The sequence below is a fragment of the Ancylobacter sp. Lp-2 genome, from assembly GCF_020523795.1.
Lineage (GTDB): Bacteria > Pseudomonadota > Alphaproteobacteria > Rhizobiales > Xanthobacteraceae > Ancylobacter.
Genome location: NZ_JAJALI010000007.1, coordinates 217,792 through 232,646, shown reverse-complemented (window position 1 = coordinate 232,646; position 14,855 = coordinate 217,792). Strand labels below are relative to the sequence as shown.

The 14,855-nt window shown below is 70.2% G+C and carries 15 protein-coding genes; 6 read left to right on the top strand and 9 right to left on the bottom strand.

Annotation, left to right across the window (positions count from 1 at the left end; translation table 11 throughout):
- Window positions 1-237: 237 nt before the first annotated feature.
- The 6 genes from LGR54_RS18230 to smc form a co-directional block, all read right to left on the bottom strand.
- Window positions 238-720, bottom strand: coding sequence for an ATP F0F1 synthase subunit B (locus LGR54_RS18230; protein ID WP_230363392.1), 483 nt, complete (start codon window positions 718-720; stop codon window positions 238-240).
- Window positions 721-726: 6 nt separating this feature from the next.
- Complete coding sequence (locus tag LGR54_RS18225; protein WP_230363391.1) at window positions 727-1,350, bottom strand: F0F1 ATP synthase subunit B; 624 nt, start codon at window positions 1,348-1,350, stop codon at window positions 727-729.
- Between the two features lie 74 nt (window positions 1,351-1,424).
- Window positions 1,425-1,652, bottom strand: a complete 228-nt coding sequence (locus LGR54_RS18220; RefSeq protein ID WP_029350478.1) for a F0F1 ATP synthase subunit C — start codon at window positions 1,650-1,652, stop codon at window positions 1,425-1,427.
- Window positions 1,653-1,717: 65 nt separating this feature from the next.
- On the bottom strand, window positions 1,718-2,476 hold the full coding sequence (locus LGR54_RS18215) for a F0F1 ATP synthase subunit A (protein ID WP_230363390.1): 759 nt from the start codon (window positions 2,474-2,476) through the stop codon (window positions 1,718-1,720).
- Window positions 2,477-2,731: 255 nt separating this feature from the next.
- Window positions 2,732-3,112, bottom strand: coding sequence for an AtpZ/AtpI family protein (locus LGR54_RS18210; protein WP_230363389.1), 381 nt, complete (start codon window positions 3,110-3,112; stop codon window positions 2,732-2,734).
- Between the two features lie 271 nt (window positions 3,113-3,383).
- A complete protein-coding gene (smc, locus tag LGR54_RS18205; protein ID WP_230363388.1) occupies window positions 3,384-6,884 on the bottom strand; it encodes a chromosome segregation protein SMC in 3,501 nt (1,166 codons plus the stop codon).
- A gap of 256 nt (window positions 6,885-7,140) precedes the next feature.
- Between smc and LGR54_RS18200 the strand changes: the two genes are divergently transcribed.
- The 3 genes from LGR54_RS18200 to LGR54_RS18190 all read left to right on the top strand — a co-directional run bounded on the left by LGR54_RS18200 (window position 7,141) and on the right by LGR54_RS18190 (window position 9,503).
- Window positions 7,141-7,692, top strand: coding sequence for an Lrp/AsnC family transcriptional regulator (locus LGR54_RS18200; RefSeq protein WP_230363387.1), 552 nt, complete (start codon window positions 7,141-7,143; stop codon window positions 7,690-7,692).
- A gap of 144 nt (window positions 7,693-7,836) precedes the next feature.
- Window positions 7,837-8,793: a DMT family transporter gene (locus tag LGR54_RS18195; protein ID WP_230363386.1), complete on the top strand. Its 957-nt coding sequence runs from the start codon at window positions 7,837-7,839 to the stop codon at window positions 8,791-8,793.
- Window positions 8,794-8,849: 56 nt separating this feature from the next.
- The gene (locus tag LGR54_RS18190) at window positions 8,850-9,503 is read left to right on the top strand and encodes an isoprenylcysteine carboxylmethyltransferase family protein (RefSeq protein WP_230363385.1); all 654 of its coding nucleotides are present in this window, start codon (window positions 8,850-8,852) and stop codon (window positions 9,501-9,503) included.
- Between the two features lie 27 nt (window positions 9,504-9,530).
- Here LGR54_RS18190 and LGR54_RS18185 read toward each other — a convergent pair whose 3' ends face one another.
- Complete coding sequence (locus LGR54_RS18185) at window positions 9,531-10,580, bottom strand: FUSC family protein (RefSeq protein WP_230363384.1); 1,050 nt, start codon at window positions 10,578-10,580, stop codon at window positions 9,531-9,533.
- Window positions 10,581-10,690: 110 nt separating this feature from the next.
- Here LGR54_RS18185 and LGR54_RS18180 point away from each other — a divergent pair, with 110 nt between their 5' ends.
- Window positions 10,691-11,884: a site-specific DNA-methyltransferase gene (locus LGR54_RS18180; RefSeq protein WP_230363383.1), complete on the top strand. Its 1,194-nt coding sequence runs from the start codon at window positions 10,691-10,693 to the stop codon at window positions 11,882-11,884.
- A 105-nt stretch (window positions 11,885-11,989) separates the two neighbouring features.
- Entirely contained in the window at window positions 11,990-12,595 is a 606-nt protein-coding gene (locus LGR54_RS18175) for a glutathione S-transferase family protein (protein ID WP_230363382.1), read from the top strand.
- 88 nt (window positions 12,596-12,683) lie between these two features.
- Here LGR54_RS18175 and LGR54_RS18170 read toward each other — a convergent pair whose 3' ends face one another.
- Window positions 12,684-12,872: a CsbD family protein gene (locus LGR54_RS18170; protein WP_230363381.1), complete on the bottom strand. Its 189-nt coding sequence runs from the start codon at window positions 12,870-12,872 to the stop codon at window positions 12,684-12,686.
- An 85-nt stretch (window positions 12,873-12,957) separates the two neighbouring features.
- Window positions 12,958-14,082, bottom strand: a complete 1,125-nt coding sequence (gene mutY / locus LGR54_RS18165) for an A/G-specific adenine glycosylase (RefSeq protein ID WP_230363380.1) — start codon at window positions 14,080-14,082, stop codon at window positions 12,958-12,960.
- A 154-nt stretch (window positions 14,083-14,236) separates the two neighbouring features.
- Between mutY and LGR54_RS18160 the strand changes: the two genes are divergently transcribed.
- On the top strand, window positions 14,237-14,728 hold the full coding sequence (locus LGR54_RS18160) for a DUF721 domain-containing protein (RefSeq protein WP_230363379.1): 492 nt from the start codon (window positions 14,237-14,239) through the stop codon (window positions 14,726-14,728).
- Window positions 14,729-14,855: the final 127 nt, after the last annotated feature.

Below are 14,855 nucleotides of genomic sequence, written 5' to 3'. Positions count from 1 at the left end.
CAACATCGCGGCTTGGCGGAGAACGGGAGATGCTCCAACTCCCCGCTGGGCGTATTGTGTGCAGGACCGCTCGTCTTGTCCCGCCACCCGCAGGAATGGTGCCGACGCTGACGACACGCCGCACATCGACGACCGCATGCAGACGGCCCAAGACGCCGGCCTGGCATTGCCTGCCAAAAACAGAAAGCCCGGCGCGAGGCCGGGCTTTCGAAAGATCGTCGATCGGAGAAGAACCGCTCAGTTCAACCGGGCCTTCACCTCGGCAACCGCCGAATCGAGCAGGCGGTCGGCCGTCTCGCCGGCGACGTTCGCCGCGAGCACCACCTCGGCCGCCTTCACCGCCGCATCGGCGGCGGCGGCGCGCACATCGGCCAGCGCCTGCGCCTCGGCCTGGGCGATCTTCTGTTCCGCCATCTTGGTACGGCGGGCAATCAGATCTTCCAGCTTCGCCTTGGCTTCGCCGGCGAGGCGCTCGGCCTCTGCCTTGGCGGTGGTGATGATCGCCTCGGCCTCGGCTTCCGCCTCATGCTGCTTGCGGCGATATTCCGCCACCAGCTTCTGCGCTTCTTCCTTCAGCCGGCGGGCTTCCTCCAGCTCGGCGCGGATGCGCTCGCCACGGGAGTCAAGCTTGGCGATGATGCCGGAGAACGCGCCGTACTTGGCCAGGATCAGCATGAAGATGATGAAGGAGACGGCAACCCAGAAAGTATCGCTACCCATGGCGCGTCAGTTCCCAATGGCCTTGTCGACCGCCGCCTCGACCGCCTGCGGGGCGGGTTCGGTACCGGTCAGCTGGTTGACGATGGCGCCGGCGGCGTCGACGGCGATGCCGCGGACATTGGCCATGGCGCTCGTCTTGGTCGTGGCGATCTTCGCCTCGGCATCGGCGAGCTTGGCGGCGAGTTCGGCCTCGAGCGCCTTGCGGCTCGTCTCGGCCTCTCCCGCCAGCTTGTCGCGGGTCTCGCTGGCGATGGTGGTCGCCTTGCCGCGGGCGCCGGTCAGCGCCTGCTCATAGGCCATGGCCGCCGCCTCGCTCTCCGCCTTCAGCTTGCCGGCTTCCTCGATATCGTCGGCGATGCGATCGTGACGTTCTTCGAGAATGGTGGCGATGCGCGGCAGCGCGATCCGGCTCATCAGCAGGTAGAGCGCAACGAAAGTGATCGCCAGCCAGATCAGCTGCGACGGGAATGTCGTTGCATCGAAAGGCGGGAATCCGCTGCCATGGGCTTCCGCGGGGGGCACGCCGATCTCCACGCCACTATGGGTGCCCGTGCCAGGCGCAGGCGCCTCGGGCACCGGGCTGGTCTGGGCTAGAATGAAGGTACCGGCCGGACCGTGGGTCTCGGACATGGTGCGGGCTTCCTCGATCGATAGGGCAAAACGGGCGCACCATCAAGGCACGCCCGCCACCTCAAGTCAGGACGTCAGACCACGAACAGCAGGACGAGGGCGACGACGAGCGAGAAGATGCCGAGACCTTCCGCGAGCGCCGCACCGATGAAGGCGCGAGCGAACTGGCCGTCGGCCGCCGACGGGTTGCGCAGGGCGCCCGAGAGGAAGTTGCCGAAGATGTTACCGACGCCGATACCAGCGAGGCCCATGCCGAGGCAGGCGAGACCGGCGCCGAGGAACTTGGCGGCTTCCGCTTCCATGATCTTCTCCTATTGAATTCGCAAGATTGAGTTGAAGGGTATGAGAGGTCCCGCGAGCGCGCCGATCAGTGGCCCGGATGCAGCGCGTCGTTGAGATAGATGCAGGTCAGCACCGCAAACACATAGGCCTGCAGGGCGGCGACCAGGAATTCGAGGGCGGTGAGCGCCACCACCATGGCCAGCGGCAGCACCGCGCCGAAGAAGCCGGCGACGCCGCCCGCGGTCATCATCACGATGAAGCCGGCGAACACCTTCATGGCGATATGGCCGGCCAGCATGTTGGCGAACAGACGCAGCGACAGGCTGATCGGGCGCGACAGGAAGGAGATGAGCTCGATCACCACCATGAAGGGCAGCAGGAAAGCAGGCACACCCGACGGAACGAAGAGGTGCAGGAAATGCGTGCCGTGGCGGGCGAAGCCGTAGATGATCACGGTGCCGATCACCACCAGCGCCAGCGCGGCGGTGACGACGATGTGGCTGGTGACCGTGAAGGAATACGGGATCATGCCGACGAAGTTCGCGAACAGCACGAACATGAACAGCGAGAAGACGAGGGGGAAGAACTTCATCCCCTCATTGCCGGCCGTCGAGCGCACCGTTGAGGCGACGAACTCGTAGGAGAGTTCGGCCATCGACTGCAGCCGCCCGGGCACCAAAGTGCGCCCGCGGGTGGCGTAGGTCAGGAAGAAGAAGATCGCGGCGACGATGCCGACCATGAAGGCGGCAGAGTTGGTGAAGCCGAGATGAACGCCGCCCGGCGCTCCCAGATCCACGATGTTATGAATCTGGAACTGATGGATCGGATCGATCTCGACTGCCATCGCCGGTCGCTGCCCTCATCCGGACCGCCCCATCATGGGACGCCCGCCCTACCCGACCGCACCGCCCGGACGGGCGGCACGCATGAATTTCTCGTTCCGAAGCGACCCTGACGATCAAGACCGCCTTCCGCTTCGGGCGCCGCATGGAGCGGCGGCATCGTCCTCGAACCGCCTTCCAGCGGCGGCCGCGACCCTCGCGCCGCTGCTGCGGCGGGATCCCGGCTCCGGCGCTGCCTCGCGGCGAACGCCCAATCCCTACGCACCGCCCTTTGGCGGCGTCTTGCGGCCGAACTCGCCGGCCGCCCGCATCATGTTCACCACGCTGGCCCCGAAGCCGAGCAGCAGGAACACGATCATTCCCCACGGCGCGATGCCGAGGACATAGTCGATACCCCAGCCGAGGCCGGCACCGACCAGAACCCCCGCCACGAACTCGGCCCCCAACCGGAAGGCAAGCGCCATGCCGGAAGCCGTGGAGGTCGGGTCCGCCTTCGGATCCGCCTCCTCCGCCTTGCGTTCGGCCTGCACCCGCTGGAGTGCCGAACCGAGGCCGCGAAGCCGGCCGGAGAGTTCGGAATCGGAGAGCTCCGGCTTGCCTGCGCTGCCCTGGCCGTCCGTTTTTTCGCGGTCGTCCATGATCCGTGCCCAGCCTTGACCGGAGAAGGTTTCCCTACCCCCGAAACCGGGCGCACCATAGTGATCGCCCCAAGGGGTGTCAAGGCGACGCTCACATCTTTTAAGCTATTGAAGATAATAGACAAAACCCGCAGACGGACGCCTTGTCGCAGGTGTTTTGCACGGCTCGCGGCACCAAGGGAAGCTCTTCGCTGTGTTTTTGGCATGCCAGAAGCCGATTTTGGCATGCCAGGGATCGTCGTACGCCCCGCGCGCGCCGCCTGCCGGAGGGTCAGCTGGCCTCGCGAAAGCTCTCGGCGGTGGTGAGATCGACCGAAACCAGCCGGGAAACGCCGCGCTCGGCCATGGTGACGCCGAACAGCCGATTCATCCGACTCATGGTGATCGGGTTGTGGGTGATGGTGACGAATCGGGTCTGCGTCAGGCGCCGCATCTCGTCGAGCAGATTGCAGAAGCGCTCGACATTCGCGTCGTCGAGTGGTGCATCCACCTCGTCGAGCACGCAGATCGGCGACGGATTGGTGAGGAACACCGCGAAGATCAGCGCCATCGCGGTCAGCGCCTGTTCGCCGCCCGACAGCAGCGACAGCGATTGCGGCTTCTTGCCCGGCGGCTTGGCGACGATGTCGAGGCCGGCCTCCAGCGGGTCTTCCGAATCGGTGAGAATCAGCTGCGCCTCGCCGCCGCCGAACAGCGTGCCGAACAGCTGGCGGAAATGCCCGTCCACCACCGCGAAGGAGGCGTTGAGCCGCTCGCGCGCCTCGCGGTTGAGGCTGGCGATGCCCTGGCGCAGCCGTTTGATCGCCTCGGTGAGGTCGTCGCGCTCGGCGGCGAGGCCCTGCTGCTGGGTCTCGACCTCGGCCAGTTCCTCCTCGGCGCGCAGATTGACGGCGCCGAGCCGCTCGCGCTCGCGCTTCAGCCGGTCGAGCTCGGCCTCCACCGCCTGCGGGTCCGGCAGGGCCTCCGCCGAATCGGTAGGCAAGCCGGCGATCTCGCGCGCGGTCTCCGGCGGGGCGTCGAGCGTATCGGCGATCTCGCGGATGAGGTCTTCGCGCCGCTGGCGGGCTCCCTCCAGCCGGGTCTCGGCGCGGGCCGAGGCCTCGCGCGCCGTGGCCAGCGCATCGAGCGCCGCGCGGGCGTCCTGCTCGGCCTGGCGGCTGGCGGCCTCGGCGGCGGCCAGCGAATCGGACGCGTCGCGGCGGGCCGCCTCGGCGCGCTCGATGGCGGAGAGCAGCTCGCGGCGGCGGAAGGCGAAGACCGCGGGGGCGTCGTCAAGCTCGGCGCGCTCGATGGCGGCCTCCTCGCGGCGATCCTCGATGGCGGCGACCCGCTCGCCGGTGCCGGCGGCGCGGGCCTTCCACGACTGCTCCTCATGGGTGAGGGCGGCGAGCCGGCGCTGGCGCTGGTCGCGCTCGCGCACCAGCCCCTCAGCGGCGGAACGCGCCTCGGCGAGCTCGGCGCGGTGCTGAGCGAGTGCGAGGCGAGCCTCGGCGAGCAGCGCCTCGGCGGCGCCGGGCGCGGGAAGCACCGCCAGCGCCTCACGCGCCTCCTCCAGCGCGATGGCGTGCTGCTCGCGCTCGGCCTCGGCGCGCTCCAGACTCGCGTCGAGCGCCGCCTTGCGGGCGGCCCGCTCGGCACCGGCCCGCTCGGCGCGAGCATAATCCTCGCGGGTCGTCTCCATGGCGCGCAGCGCGGCGCGCCGGGCCTCGCGGGCGTGGGCCTCCTTCGAGCCGGCGGCACGCAGCGCCTGCTCGGCGGCGGTCAGCGCCGCCCGATGGGTCGTCACCTCGGCACGGGCGCTCGCGAGCTGGTCGGCAATGTCGGCGAGCCGGTTGCGCTCGGCGAGCCGGCGGGCGGCGGCGGTGGGGGCATCGGCGGCGGCGGCGAAGCCGTCCCAACGCCACAGATCGCCTTCGCGGGAAACGAGGCGCTGGCCGGGGGCGAGACGGGCGAGCAGATATGGCCCGTCCGCCCGCGTGACCACGCCGATCTGGGCGAGCCTACGCCCCAGCACGGCCGGGGCCGTCACATGATCGGCCAGCGGCTCGGCGCCCGGCGGCAGCGCCGGGTCGTCCGGGCGCGGCGGCTCCAGCGGCAATTCGCCCTGCCCGGTCGGCGACCAGCGCACCGGCGCCTCGCCGGCGGCGGCGAAATCGACCGCCGGGGCGTCGAGATCGTCACCGAGCGCGGCGCCGAGCGCCGTCTCGAAGCCGCGCGCCACCGTGATCTGGTCGAGCACCGGCGGGAAGCGTCGGGGCGTGCCGATATCGAGCAGCTTCATCAGCGTGCGCTGCTCGGTGTCGAGCCGCTGGGCGGTACGCTCGGCCTCGGCGAGCGGACGGCGGGCCCGGTCGAGCGCGGCGCGCGCCTCGACATGCGCCGCCTCGATGTCGTTGGCCAGCACCTCGGCCTCGGCGAAGGCCTCCTGCGCCGTCTCGGCGGCGGCCCGGCGCTCCTCCAGCCGGTCGGCACCGGCGGCGGCGGCCACGGTGCGCGCCTGCTCGGACAGTTGCACGAGCTCGCGCTCGAGCTTCGCTAGCCGGTCGGTCTCCTCGCGCAGCGCGCGCTCGGCGCCGGCGCGGCGGGCGGTGCCCTCGGCGGCCAGCGCGGTCGCCTCGGCGAAGGCGGCCTCGGCGGCGGCGAGACCCTCCTCGACGATCACCCGCGTTTCCTGCGCCGCCTCCAGCGCCTCGGCGGACCCCTCCTCCGCCTCCTGCAGCGTCGCGGCCTCCTCGGCGAAGCGCGCCAGCATCGCCCCGGCATCGGCGGCCAGCGCCGCCTCGCGTTGCAGGTCACCGGCCAGCTGGGCGAGCCGGCGATCCAGCTCGGCGACGCGGGCGCTGGCGCGCGCCTCCTCGCCGTCGAGCTCGCCGCGCGCCAGGGTGAGGCGCTGCAAGCCGGCGGCGGCGGCGGCATCGATCTCGCGCAGCGCCGGCAGGCCATGGGCGGCGACGGCGGTGGTGCGGGCGGTCTCGCCCTGCGCCAGCGTGCAGGCCGCCACCTCGCGCACCGCGAGGTCGAGGGTGCGGCTGGCTTCGGCGAGGGTAGCGGCGGCCTCCGACCAGCGCAGCCACAGCAGCGCCGCCTCCGCCTTGCGGATGTCGCCGGAGACGGCGCGGTAGCGGCCGGCCTGCCGCGACTGGCGGCGCAGCGCGTCGAGCTGGGTGCCGATCTGGCCGATCACGTCTTCCAGTCGGCCGAGGTTCGCCTCCGCCGCTCGCAGCCGCATCTCCGCCTCGTGGCGGCGGGCGTGCAGGCCGGCGACGCCGGCGGCTTCCTCGAGGATGCGGCGGCGGGCGGTGGGCTTGGAGCCGACCAGCTCGCCGATCTGCCCCTGCCGCACCATGGAGGGCGAGCGCGAGCCGGAGGAGGCGTCGGCGAACAGGATCTGCACGTCGCGGGCGCGCACCTCGCGGCCATTGATACGGTAGGAGGAGCCGGCCTCGCGCTCGATGCGGCGGGAGACCTCCAGCCGGTCGGCATCGTTGAAGATCGCCGGCGCGGTGCGGTCCTCGTTCTCGATGACCAGCATCACCTCGGCGGTGTTGCGCGCCGGGCGGGTGGTGGTACCGCCGAAGATGACGTCGTCCATCCCCTCGGCACGCATCGCCTTGTAGGAGTTCTCGCCCATCACCCAGCGCAGCGCTTCGACGAGATTCGACTTGCCGCAGCCATTCGGGCCCACGACGCCGGTAAGGCCGGGCTCGATCAGCATCTCGGTCGGCTCGACGAAGGTCTTGAAGCCGAGAAGGCGCAGCCGGGTGAATTTCATGCCCTTAGGGTGCGGCCGACCGGGCACAAGTTCAAGTGTCCGGCGGGCGGCGATCCACGACATGTTGGGGATTTTGCACGGTTGTCCGCCCTATGACACCCAGTTGACGGCAAGCTTGGCGACCCGTCGGCGCGGGCGGCGGGACCGGAATGTCAGCTATCCTGACCAAAAGGCCAATTGCCGGGTGGCGACTTCTGCCGGCAAACTCGTCTCCGATAGCTGATCCTGCCGCATTTCCTTTCCATGGAGACAGAGCATGCGCCTCCCCGTGGTCGATCTCTTCGATATGCGCATCCTCAGGGAATTGCAGCAGGACGGGCGGCTGACCAATGCCGAACTGTCCGAGCGCATCGGCCTGTCGCCCTCGCCGTGCCTGCGGCGCACAAGGCGGCTGGAGGAGGACGGGCTGATCGCCGGCTACCAGGCGCGGCTCGACGCGCCCCGGCTCGGGCTCGGCGTGCTCGCCTTCATCCAGGTGCACCTGGAGCGGCAGGTCGAGGAAGCCGCGCGGGATTTCGAGGCGGCGGTGCTGGACCGGCCGGAGGTGATCGCCTGCTACAGCGTCACCGGCGACAGCGACTACCTCTTGCATGTGGTGTGCGAGGATCTCGACGGCTTCGCCCACTTCGCCCATGACGTGCTGATGGGCCTGCCCGGCGTGCGCGGCGTGCGCTCCTCGCTGGCGCTCAAGCGGGTGAAGGAGAGCGGCACGCTGCCGCTCGGCCATCTGCGCCCCACGCCCGCCGCGCCCGATTCCGTTGCCGAAAAGATAGGCAGCGACAGCCGCGAGCCAAAAATACGGCGCTGACGGCAGAATCTGCCGCTCAACGCCGCCGCCCTCCCGCAGAACGCAAGGACATGCCGGTCATAGGTCAACTACACTGACCTATATCGGCAATCCCGCGGTGACATCCACCGCCCCGGCGTTTCTTGAAAGCGAGGAGGCAGCGTCATGGCATTCGTGGCAGACACGTTGAATCCGTTCATCTCCGGCGCAGCACTCCGCCGCCCGCAGATGCCGCCGGCCACCTTCGCCGCGCTGGCGCTCACCGGCGCGGCGCTGCTGTGGTCCGGCAACTTCCTCGCCGGGCGCATGGCCGCCGAGGTGCTGCCGCCGGCCACCTTCTCCGCCGCCCGCTGGGCCTTCGCGCTCCTGCTGCTGCTGCCCTTCACCTTCCGCGAGATCCGCGCCAAGGCCGACGAGCTGAAGCGCCGCTGGCCGCTATGGCTGGCCGCCGGAGTGCTGAACATCGCGGTGTTCACCGTGATGATCTATGCCGGCCTCGCCCATACCACCCTCGTCAACGGCTCGATCATCGGCTCGGCGGCGCCGATCCTGGTCGGCCTGCTCGGCTGGCTGATCCTGCGCGAGCGCACCAGCCGCCGGGCACGTCTGGCACTCGGGGTCTCCACCCTCGGCGTGGCGCTGATCGTCACGCGGGGGAACATCGCCAACCTCGCCAGCCTTGCGCTCAATCCCGGCGACCTCGTGCTGTTCGGCGGTATCAGCGCCTTCGCGCTCTATGCGGTGCTGCTGAAGCGCTTCCCCGGCGGGCTGTCCGCCGCCGCCGCGCTGGCGGTGTCGATCCCGTTCGGCCTCGTCGCGCTCGCCCCCTTCGCCGTCCTGGAGATGGCGCAGGGCGGTTTCGGCACCGCCCATGCCGGCGAGGCGGCCCTGCTGATCGCCTATACCGCGATCTTCCCGACCATCGGCTTCGTGCTGTGGGCGCGCGGCGTCGCGGTGCTCGGCCCGACCCGCGCCGGCCAGTTCCTGCAATTGATGCCGGTGTTCGGCGCGGCGCTCGCGGTCGGCCTGCTCGGCGAGAGCCTGCACCTCTATCACGTCGCCGGCCTCGCTCTGGTCGCCGCCGGCCTCGCCCTGCGTGACAGGCGGGTGACGGCAGCCTGAAATTTGCCGCAAGCGTGAATTAATGGCCGGCTACATTCTCCGGGAATCAGCCAGCCATGAACGACAAGTCCCCGCCGGTGGGCCAGCCGACGCCGAGCATCGACCTCGGCGCCGTCCAGAGCCTGCGCAAAATCGCGCTGTTCGCCCTTGGCGGCCTCGCGGTGCTGATCCTGCTCACCGGCCATTCGCTGTGGCCGGACAGCGAGGACAGCCCGCACGAGATCATCGAGACGGTGGGCGTGGCGCTGCTGGCGCTGGCGATCGCGGGGCGCACCTGGTGCTCGCTCTATATCAGCGGCCGCAAGAAGTCGGAGATCGTGGCGCTCGGACCCTATTCGATCAGCCGCAACCCGCTCTACGTGTTCTCCTTCATCGGCGCCGCCGGCGCCGGCGCGCAATTCGGGTCGTTCACCGCGGCCGTTGCCGCCGCGCTGCTCACCTGGGTGGTATTCTCCATCGTGGTGCGCAAGGAAGAGCGCTTCCTCGCCGAGCGCTTCGGCGAGACCTATCTCGCCTACAAGGCGCGGGTGCCGCGCTTCTGGCCGAATTTCCGGCTGTGGCAGAACGTCGACACGCTGGAAATCCGCCCGCGCATGGTGATGCAGACCTTCATCGATGCCTGCGTGTTCCTCGCCGCCATCCCGCTGGCGGAAGGCATCGAGATGGCGCAGGCCGCCGGCTGGCTGCCGGTGCTGTGGCTGGTGCCGTGAGCTTGGTGCCCTGAGCGGCGCCGACACTTATCGCGGGCGCAGCCTCGCCAGCCCCCGCTGGCCCAGCCGGTCGATGCCGAGGGCCAGCAGCGCGAAGCCGCAGCCGACGGCGGCGTCGACCAGCCGCTCCGCCATGGCCATGGCGGCGCCGCCCACCGTGCCGGCGATCACCTCCAGGAACAGCATGATGAAGGCGGTGAGCGCGGCGGTGCCGAGCATGCCGCTGAGCTGCTGGAACGGCCAGCGCAGCAGCGCCGCCACCGCCATGCCGATCAGCAGCAGCGAGTGCGACGGCAGGTCGAGGCCGTGCCGGCGCAGTTCCGTGGCGCCGAGGCCGTAGAGCACCGCCGCGGCGACGCCGAGCGCGGTACCCAGCAGCATCTGCCCGATCAGCCGGCGGCTCGACAATGCATCCGCCCGCAGCACGATGACCACGGCGATCAGCGCCCAATAAGGATGGCGCAGCCCCAGCGCCTGGCTCGCGAGATAGGCGAGCGGAATGGTGATGGCGACGGCCACGGCGAACATCCAGCGCTCCCGCTCGGTCGCCCGCAGCCGCGCATAGATCTCGCGCAGCGCCGGCGCGGTGGAGACGCGCAGCCCGCCGCCGAGCGCGTCCCAGAACAGCGACACCAGCCAGGCATAGACGACGAAGCCCGCCACCACGCCGACGTCGCGCCCCTCCAGCGGCGTGTAGAGCGCGCCGACCGCGAAGGTGAGGCACAGGAAGCGGGCGCCGGCCGCCAGAGTGTCGTCGAGGCTCTCCACCAGCGCATAGGAGACGCCGGCCAGCGCGAAGCCGGCCATGATCGCCGCCGGCTGTCCGGCCGCCAGCGTGCCGAGCCCGGTGCCGGCGAGCACGATGACGCCGGCCGCCGCCATCCAGCCTAGTCGCGGCAGCGCCGGCCCGCCGGTGTCGAGGGTGAAGGCGAGGATGCCGGTGATCATCGCATAGACCAGCCACACATCGACGCCGAAGGTCAGGGCGACCGAGATCGGCGCCATCACCGTCAGCGCAAAGCGCATGGAGCGGGCGCCGAGGCCGTCGCCATGCCAATGGGAGGGGATCGCACCCATTTGCGTAAAATCCAATCGGAACCCTTTACCCGCTCTTTACCCTGAACAGCGGAGATTGTGGACGCGTGCTGTTGCGTTCCAGTCTGCGTTCAAGCGTCGGGTGCCGTTTCATGAAAGTCGTGCCGAAGGCCGAGGCCGTCGAGGCCCTTCCCCGCCTCGCCTCCCGCTCCGTCCCCCGCGCCTCCCGGGCGGCGTCGGCCGACGCCCTGCCGCTCAACACCATCCTCAACGGCGACTGCATCGCCGAATTGTCGCGGCTGCCGGCCAAGTCGGTCGACCTCGTCTTCGCCGATCCGCCCTATAATCTCCAGCTCCAGGGTGAATTGAAGCGCCCCGACGAGAGCCGGGTCGACGCGGTCGACGACGCCTGGGACCAGTTCGAGAGCTTCCAAGCCTATGACGCCTTCACCCGCGCCTGGCTGCTCGCCGTGCGCCGGGTGCTGAAGCCGACCGGCACGCTGTGGGTAATCGGCTCCTACCACAACATTTTCCGCGTCGGTTCGATGCTGCAGGACCTCGACTTCTGGATCCTCAACGACATCGTCTGGCGCAAGACCAACCCGATGCCGAATTTCCGCGGCCGGCGCTTCACCAACGCGCACGAGACGCTGATCTGGGCGGCGCGGGAGCCCAATGCGCGCGGCTACACCTTCAATTACGAGGCGATGAAGGCGGCCAACGAGGATGTGCAGATGCGCTCCGACTGGCTGTTCCCGATCTGCTCGGGCGGCGAGCGGCTGAAGGACGCCGACGGCCACAAGCTGCACCCGACCCAGAAGCCGGAGGCACTGATCGCCCGGCTGCTGCTCGCCGCGTCCAAGCCCGGCGACGTGGTGCTCGACCCGTTCCTGGGCTCCGGCACCACGGCGGCAGTGGCCAAGAAGCTGCGCCGCCATTTCATCGGCATCGAGCGCGATCCCGGCTATGCCGAGGTGGCGCAGGCGCGGGTCGATGCCACCGAGCCGCTGCCCGAGGCGGCGCTCGCCCCGGCTCCCTCCGCCCGCGAGGCGCCGCGCGTGGCCTTCGCCTCGCTGGTGGAGCGCGGGCTGGTGACGCCCGGCACGCTGCTCACCGATGCGCGCGCGCAGGTGAAGGCGATGGTGCGCGCCGACGGCACGCTATCGGTGGAGACCGCGCCGGGGCTCGGCACGGTCGGCTCGATCCACCGCGCTGGCGCGGTGGCGCAGGGCGCGGGGGCCTGCAATGGCTGGACCTACTGGCACATCGAGACCCGCGAGGGGCTGAAGCCTATCGACAGCCTGCGCGCGGTGGTGCGCTCGGAAATGGCGATGGCGGCGGAATAGCGTTCCGCTTCCAGCCCATTGAGTTGAGAGCACCTTCTCGTCGATCCGGCGTTCCGCCCGATCGGAAAGGTCTCTAAGCTTCCCGCCGCAACCGGGGAGCCGCCGATGATCACGCTCTACGACATGCCGGACTCCGGCAACAGCTACAAGGTCCGGCTGGCCGCCGCCCATCTCGGCCGGCCGCTCCGGCGCGTCACCATGTCCTCGCGCGACGGCTCGACCCGCAGCCCGGGCTTCCTCGCCAAGAACCCGATCGGCAAGCTGCCGACCATCGAACTTGCCGATGGCCGCTTCCTCGCCGAATCCAACGCCATCACGCTGTATCTGGCGGAAGGCTCGGCGCTGGTGCCGGCCGATTCCTATGACCGCGCCAAGATGTATGAGTGGCTGTTCTTCGAGCAGTACAGCCACGAGCCGGCCATCGCGGTGCGCCGGGCGCTGTTCGTCTATGAGGAGCGCCGGCACCTGGCGACGCCCGAGCGGCTCGCCCAGCTGCTCGACGCCGGCAACCGGGCGCTCACCGTGATGGAGACCCGGCTCGCCGGGCATGACTGGTTGGCGGGCGACGCCTTCAGCCTCGCCGACATCGCGCTCTACGCCTACACCCACACGGCGGAGGAAGGCGGCTACGACCTCGCCGCCTATCCCGGCATCGTCGGCTGGATGGCGCGGATCGCCGCCCTGCCCGCCCATATCGGGCTGTCCGACTGAGCCGCTCCGCTCCCGCGCGACCGAACTCCGACCCGCAAAATGAAAAGGCCGCCTTCCGGCGGCCCCTTCATTCGTCATGTTGTCCGGCTCAGTGATGGCCGGGCTTTTTCGCCGCGTCCTTCTCCTTGCCCATGGCCTTGTGGCCCTCGCCCTTCATCTCCTGGGTCCGGCCCTCGGCTTCCATGTTCTTCGCCCCCGCCATCTTGCCGGCGGCATGCTTGGCCTGGCCCGACGATTCGCGAGCGTGGCCTCTGCCCTTGTCCATTGAGCTACCCATGGTCATGGTCTCCTGATCGCCCGCAACCCGCGCGGGCCGAGGCGATAACGCGCAAGCGGCGCAGAGGTTCGAATCCACAGACAAATTATTCGATATACTCCAATACCTTGACCATCACGCTGGGAAAGGCTTCCGCCGGAAAGCCCACCGGCTTCACCCAGCGATGGCCTGCGGGGGCCGGGGTGCCGGCCGGCAGCCGGGCCCGCCATACCGCGAGCTCCAGCGCGAAATGGCTGAACACGTGGCTCACCCCGGCATTGAGCGCCTGCCATTGCGCCTTCAGCGGCGCATGACGCGCGGGATCGGCGGTTTCACCCTTCTGCCCATCCTCCTGCCACGGCGTCGAGGGCACCTCGGTCATGCCGCCGAGCAGGCCCTTTTCCGGCCGGGTGCGTACCAGCACCGCGCCATCCGCCCGCACCGCGAGGAAGGCGACGCCGCGCCGCGTCGGCCGCGCGGCCTTGGCCGCCTTGACAGGGTGGGCCTCCGGGTTGCCGGCCGCCTGCGCCGCGCAATTCTCCCGCCACGGACAGAGGATGCAGGCCGGCTTCCTCGGCGTGCACACCGTGGCGCCGAGATCCATCATCGCCTGCGCGAAATCGCCGAAGCGGGCGGCGGGCAGCAGCGTCTCGGCGAGCGCGCGCAGCTGCTTCCTCGCCTTCGGCAGCGCCTCCTCCACCGCGAACAGCCGGGCGACCACCCGCTCCCAATTGCCGTCCACCGCCGCCGCCCGGCGCTCATGGGCGATGGAGGCGATGGCGGCGGCGGTATAGGGACCGACACCCGGCAAGGCGAGCAGTCCCTCGACGCTGTCCGGGAAGCGTCCGCCATGCTCGCCGGCCACCGCGCGGGCGCAGGCGTGGAGGTTGCGGGCGCGAGCATAGTAGCCGAGCCCGGCCCAGGCGGAGAGCACCTCCTCCAGCTTCGCCGCCGCCAGCGCTGTCACCGAAGGCCAGCGGGCGAGGAAGGCGGCGTAATAGGGCTGCACCGTCACCACGGTGGTCTGCTGCAGCATGATCTCGGACAGGAACACCTTGTAGGGATCCTGCCGCACGCCGGGCGGGGCGCGCCATGGCAGCTCGCGGCGATGCCGGTCGTACCAGCGCAGCAGCGCGCGCGGATCCGGCGCGGCAAGGGCGACGACGCCCCGGCCGGGGCCGGCCGACTTTGTCGGCGGCGAAACGGATGCTAGGCTCGCGCGTGCGGGCATGGATGCGGTGCGGAAGCTCCCTCGGATGTCCGCCCAAGGTGGGCGCCGGCGTCCTCCCCGGCAAGCCCGCCCGCGACGCCGCCCACAGCCTATCCGGCTCGCATGAGCCGGCCATCGTCCTCCGGCTCCCTTCGAGCCCGCCAATTGAACGCCAATGCCGCCCCGCTCCCATCCCAAACCGCTCGCCGACCTCATCGACGCGACCATCGCGGCGAGCTGCAAGCAGCGCGGCCTCGCCTCGGTGGAGATCGTCACCCGCTGGGCCGACATCATCGGCGACGACCTCGCGCGCCGCGCGCAGCCGATCAAGCTCGCCTGGCCCTCGCGGCCGGAGAGCGAGGAGCCCGGCGTGCTGCATGTGCGGGTGGAGGGCGGCTACGCCATCGAATTGCAGCATCTGGCGCCGGTGGTGATCGAGCGGGTGAACCGCTATTTCGGCTGGCGCTGCATCGGCCGGCTCAGCCTGAAGCAGGGGCCGGTGCCCTCGCTCGCCCGTCCCCGCCGGCGGCCCGAGGAGCCCGGCGCCGAGGAATGCGCCCGCATCGGCGCCCGCATCGGCCGGTTCGGCGGCTTCGAGGATCCGGCGCTGGCCGCCGCGCTCGCCCGGCTCGGCGCGCTGGTGGCACGGGATCGCGGCCGGCGCTGACCTGAGGAAAACGCGCAAAAGCTTCACGCAGCAGTGACCAAATGCCCGGCTGCCGTACCGTTGCCATGATCGCAGGCTCGCTGTACGCGCATGCTTTGTTCGGGCGGCCACAGCGGCCGCCTCCGAT

What these genes read in the sequence shown, in the direction of transcription:
- LGR54_RS18230 (WP_230363392.1), bottom strand. Translation starts at nt 720, where the DNA reads ATGGGTAGCGATACTTTCTGGGTTGCCGTCTCCTTCATCATCTTCATG.
- LGR54_RS18225 (WP_230363391.1), bottom strand. Translation starts at nt 1,350, where the DNA reads ATGTCCGAGACCCACGGTCCGGCCGGTACCTTCATTCTAGCCCAGACC.
- LGR54_RS18220 (WP_029350478.1), bottom strand. Translation starts at nt 1,652, where the DNA reads ATGGAAGCGGAAGCCGCCAAGTTCCTCGGCGCCGGTCTCGCCTGCCTC.
- LGR54_RS18215 (WP_230363390.1), bottom strand. Translation starts at nt 2,476, where the DNA reads ATGGCAGTCGAGATCGATCCGATCCATCAGTTCCAGATTCATAACATC.
- LGR54_RS18210 (WP_230363389.1), bottom strand. Translation starts at nt 3,112, where the DNA reads ATGGACGACCGCGAAAAAACGGACGGCCAGGGCAGCGCAGGCAAGCCG.
- smc (WP_230363388.1), bottom strand. Translation starts at nt 6,884, where the DNA reads ATGAAATTCACCCGGCTGCGCCTTCTCGGCTTCAAGACCTTCGTCGAG.
- LGR54_RS18200 (WP_230363387.1), top strand. Translation starts at nt 7,141, where the DNA reads ATGCGCCTCCCCGTGGTCGATCTCTTCGATATGCGCATCCTCAGGGAA.
- LGR54_RS18195 (WP_230363386.1), top strand. Translation starts at nt 7,837, where the DNA reads ATGGCATTCGTGGCAGACACGTTGAATCCGTTCATCTCCGGCGCAGCA.
- LGR54_RS18190 (WP_230363385.1), top strand. Translation starts at nt 8,850, where the DNA reads ATGAACGACAAGTCCCCGCCGGTGGGCCAGCCGACGCCGAGCATCGAC.
- LGR54_RS18185 (WP_230363384.1), bottom strand. Translation starts at nt 10,580, where the DNA reads ATGGGTGCGATCCCCTCCCATTGGCATGGCGACGGCCTCGGCGCCCGC.
- LGR54_RS18180 (WP_230363383.1), top strand. Translation starts at nt 10,691, where the DNA reads ATGAAAGTCGTGCCGAAGGCCGAGGCCGTCGAGGCCCTTCCCCGCCTC.
- LGR54_RS18175 (WP_230363382.1), top strand. Translation starts at nt 11,990, where the DNA reads ATGATCACGCTCTACGACATGCCGGACTCCGGCAACAGCTACAAGGTC.
- LGR54_RS18170 (WP_230363381.1), bottom strand. Translation starts at nt 12,872, where the DNA reads ATGGGTAGCTCAATGGACAAGGGCAGAGGCCACGCTCGCGAATCGTCG.
- mutY (WP_230363380.1), bottom strand. Translation starts at nt 14,082, where the DNA reads ATGCCCGCACGCGCGAGCCTAGCATCCGTTTCGCCGCCGACAAAGTCG.
- LGR54_RS18160 (WP_230363379.1), top strand. Translation starts at nt 14,237, where the DNA reads ATGCCGCCCCGCTCCCATCCCAAACCGCTCGCCGACCTCATCGACGCG.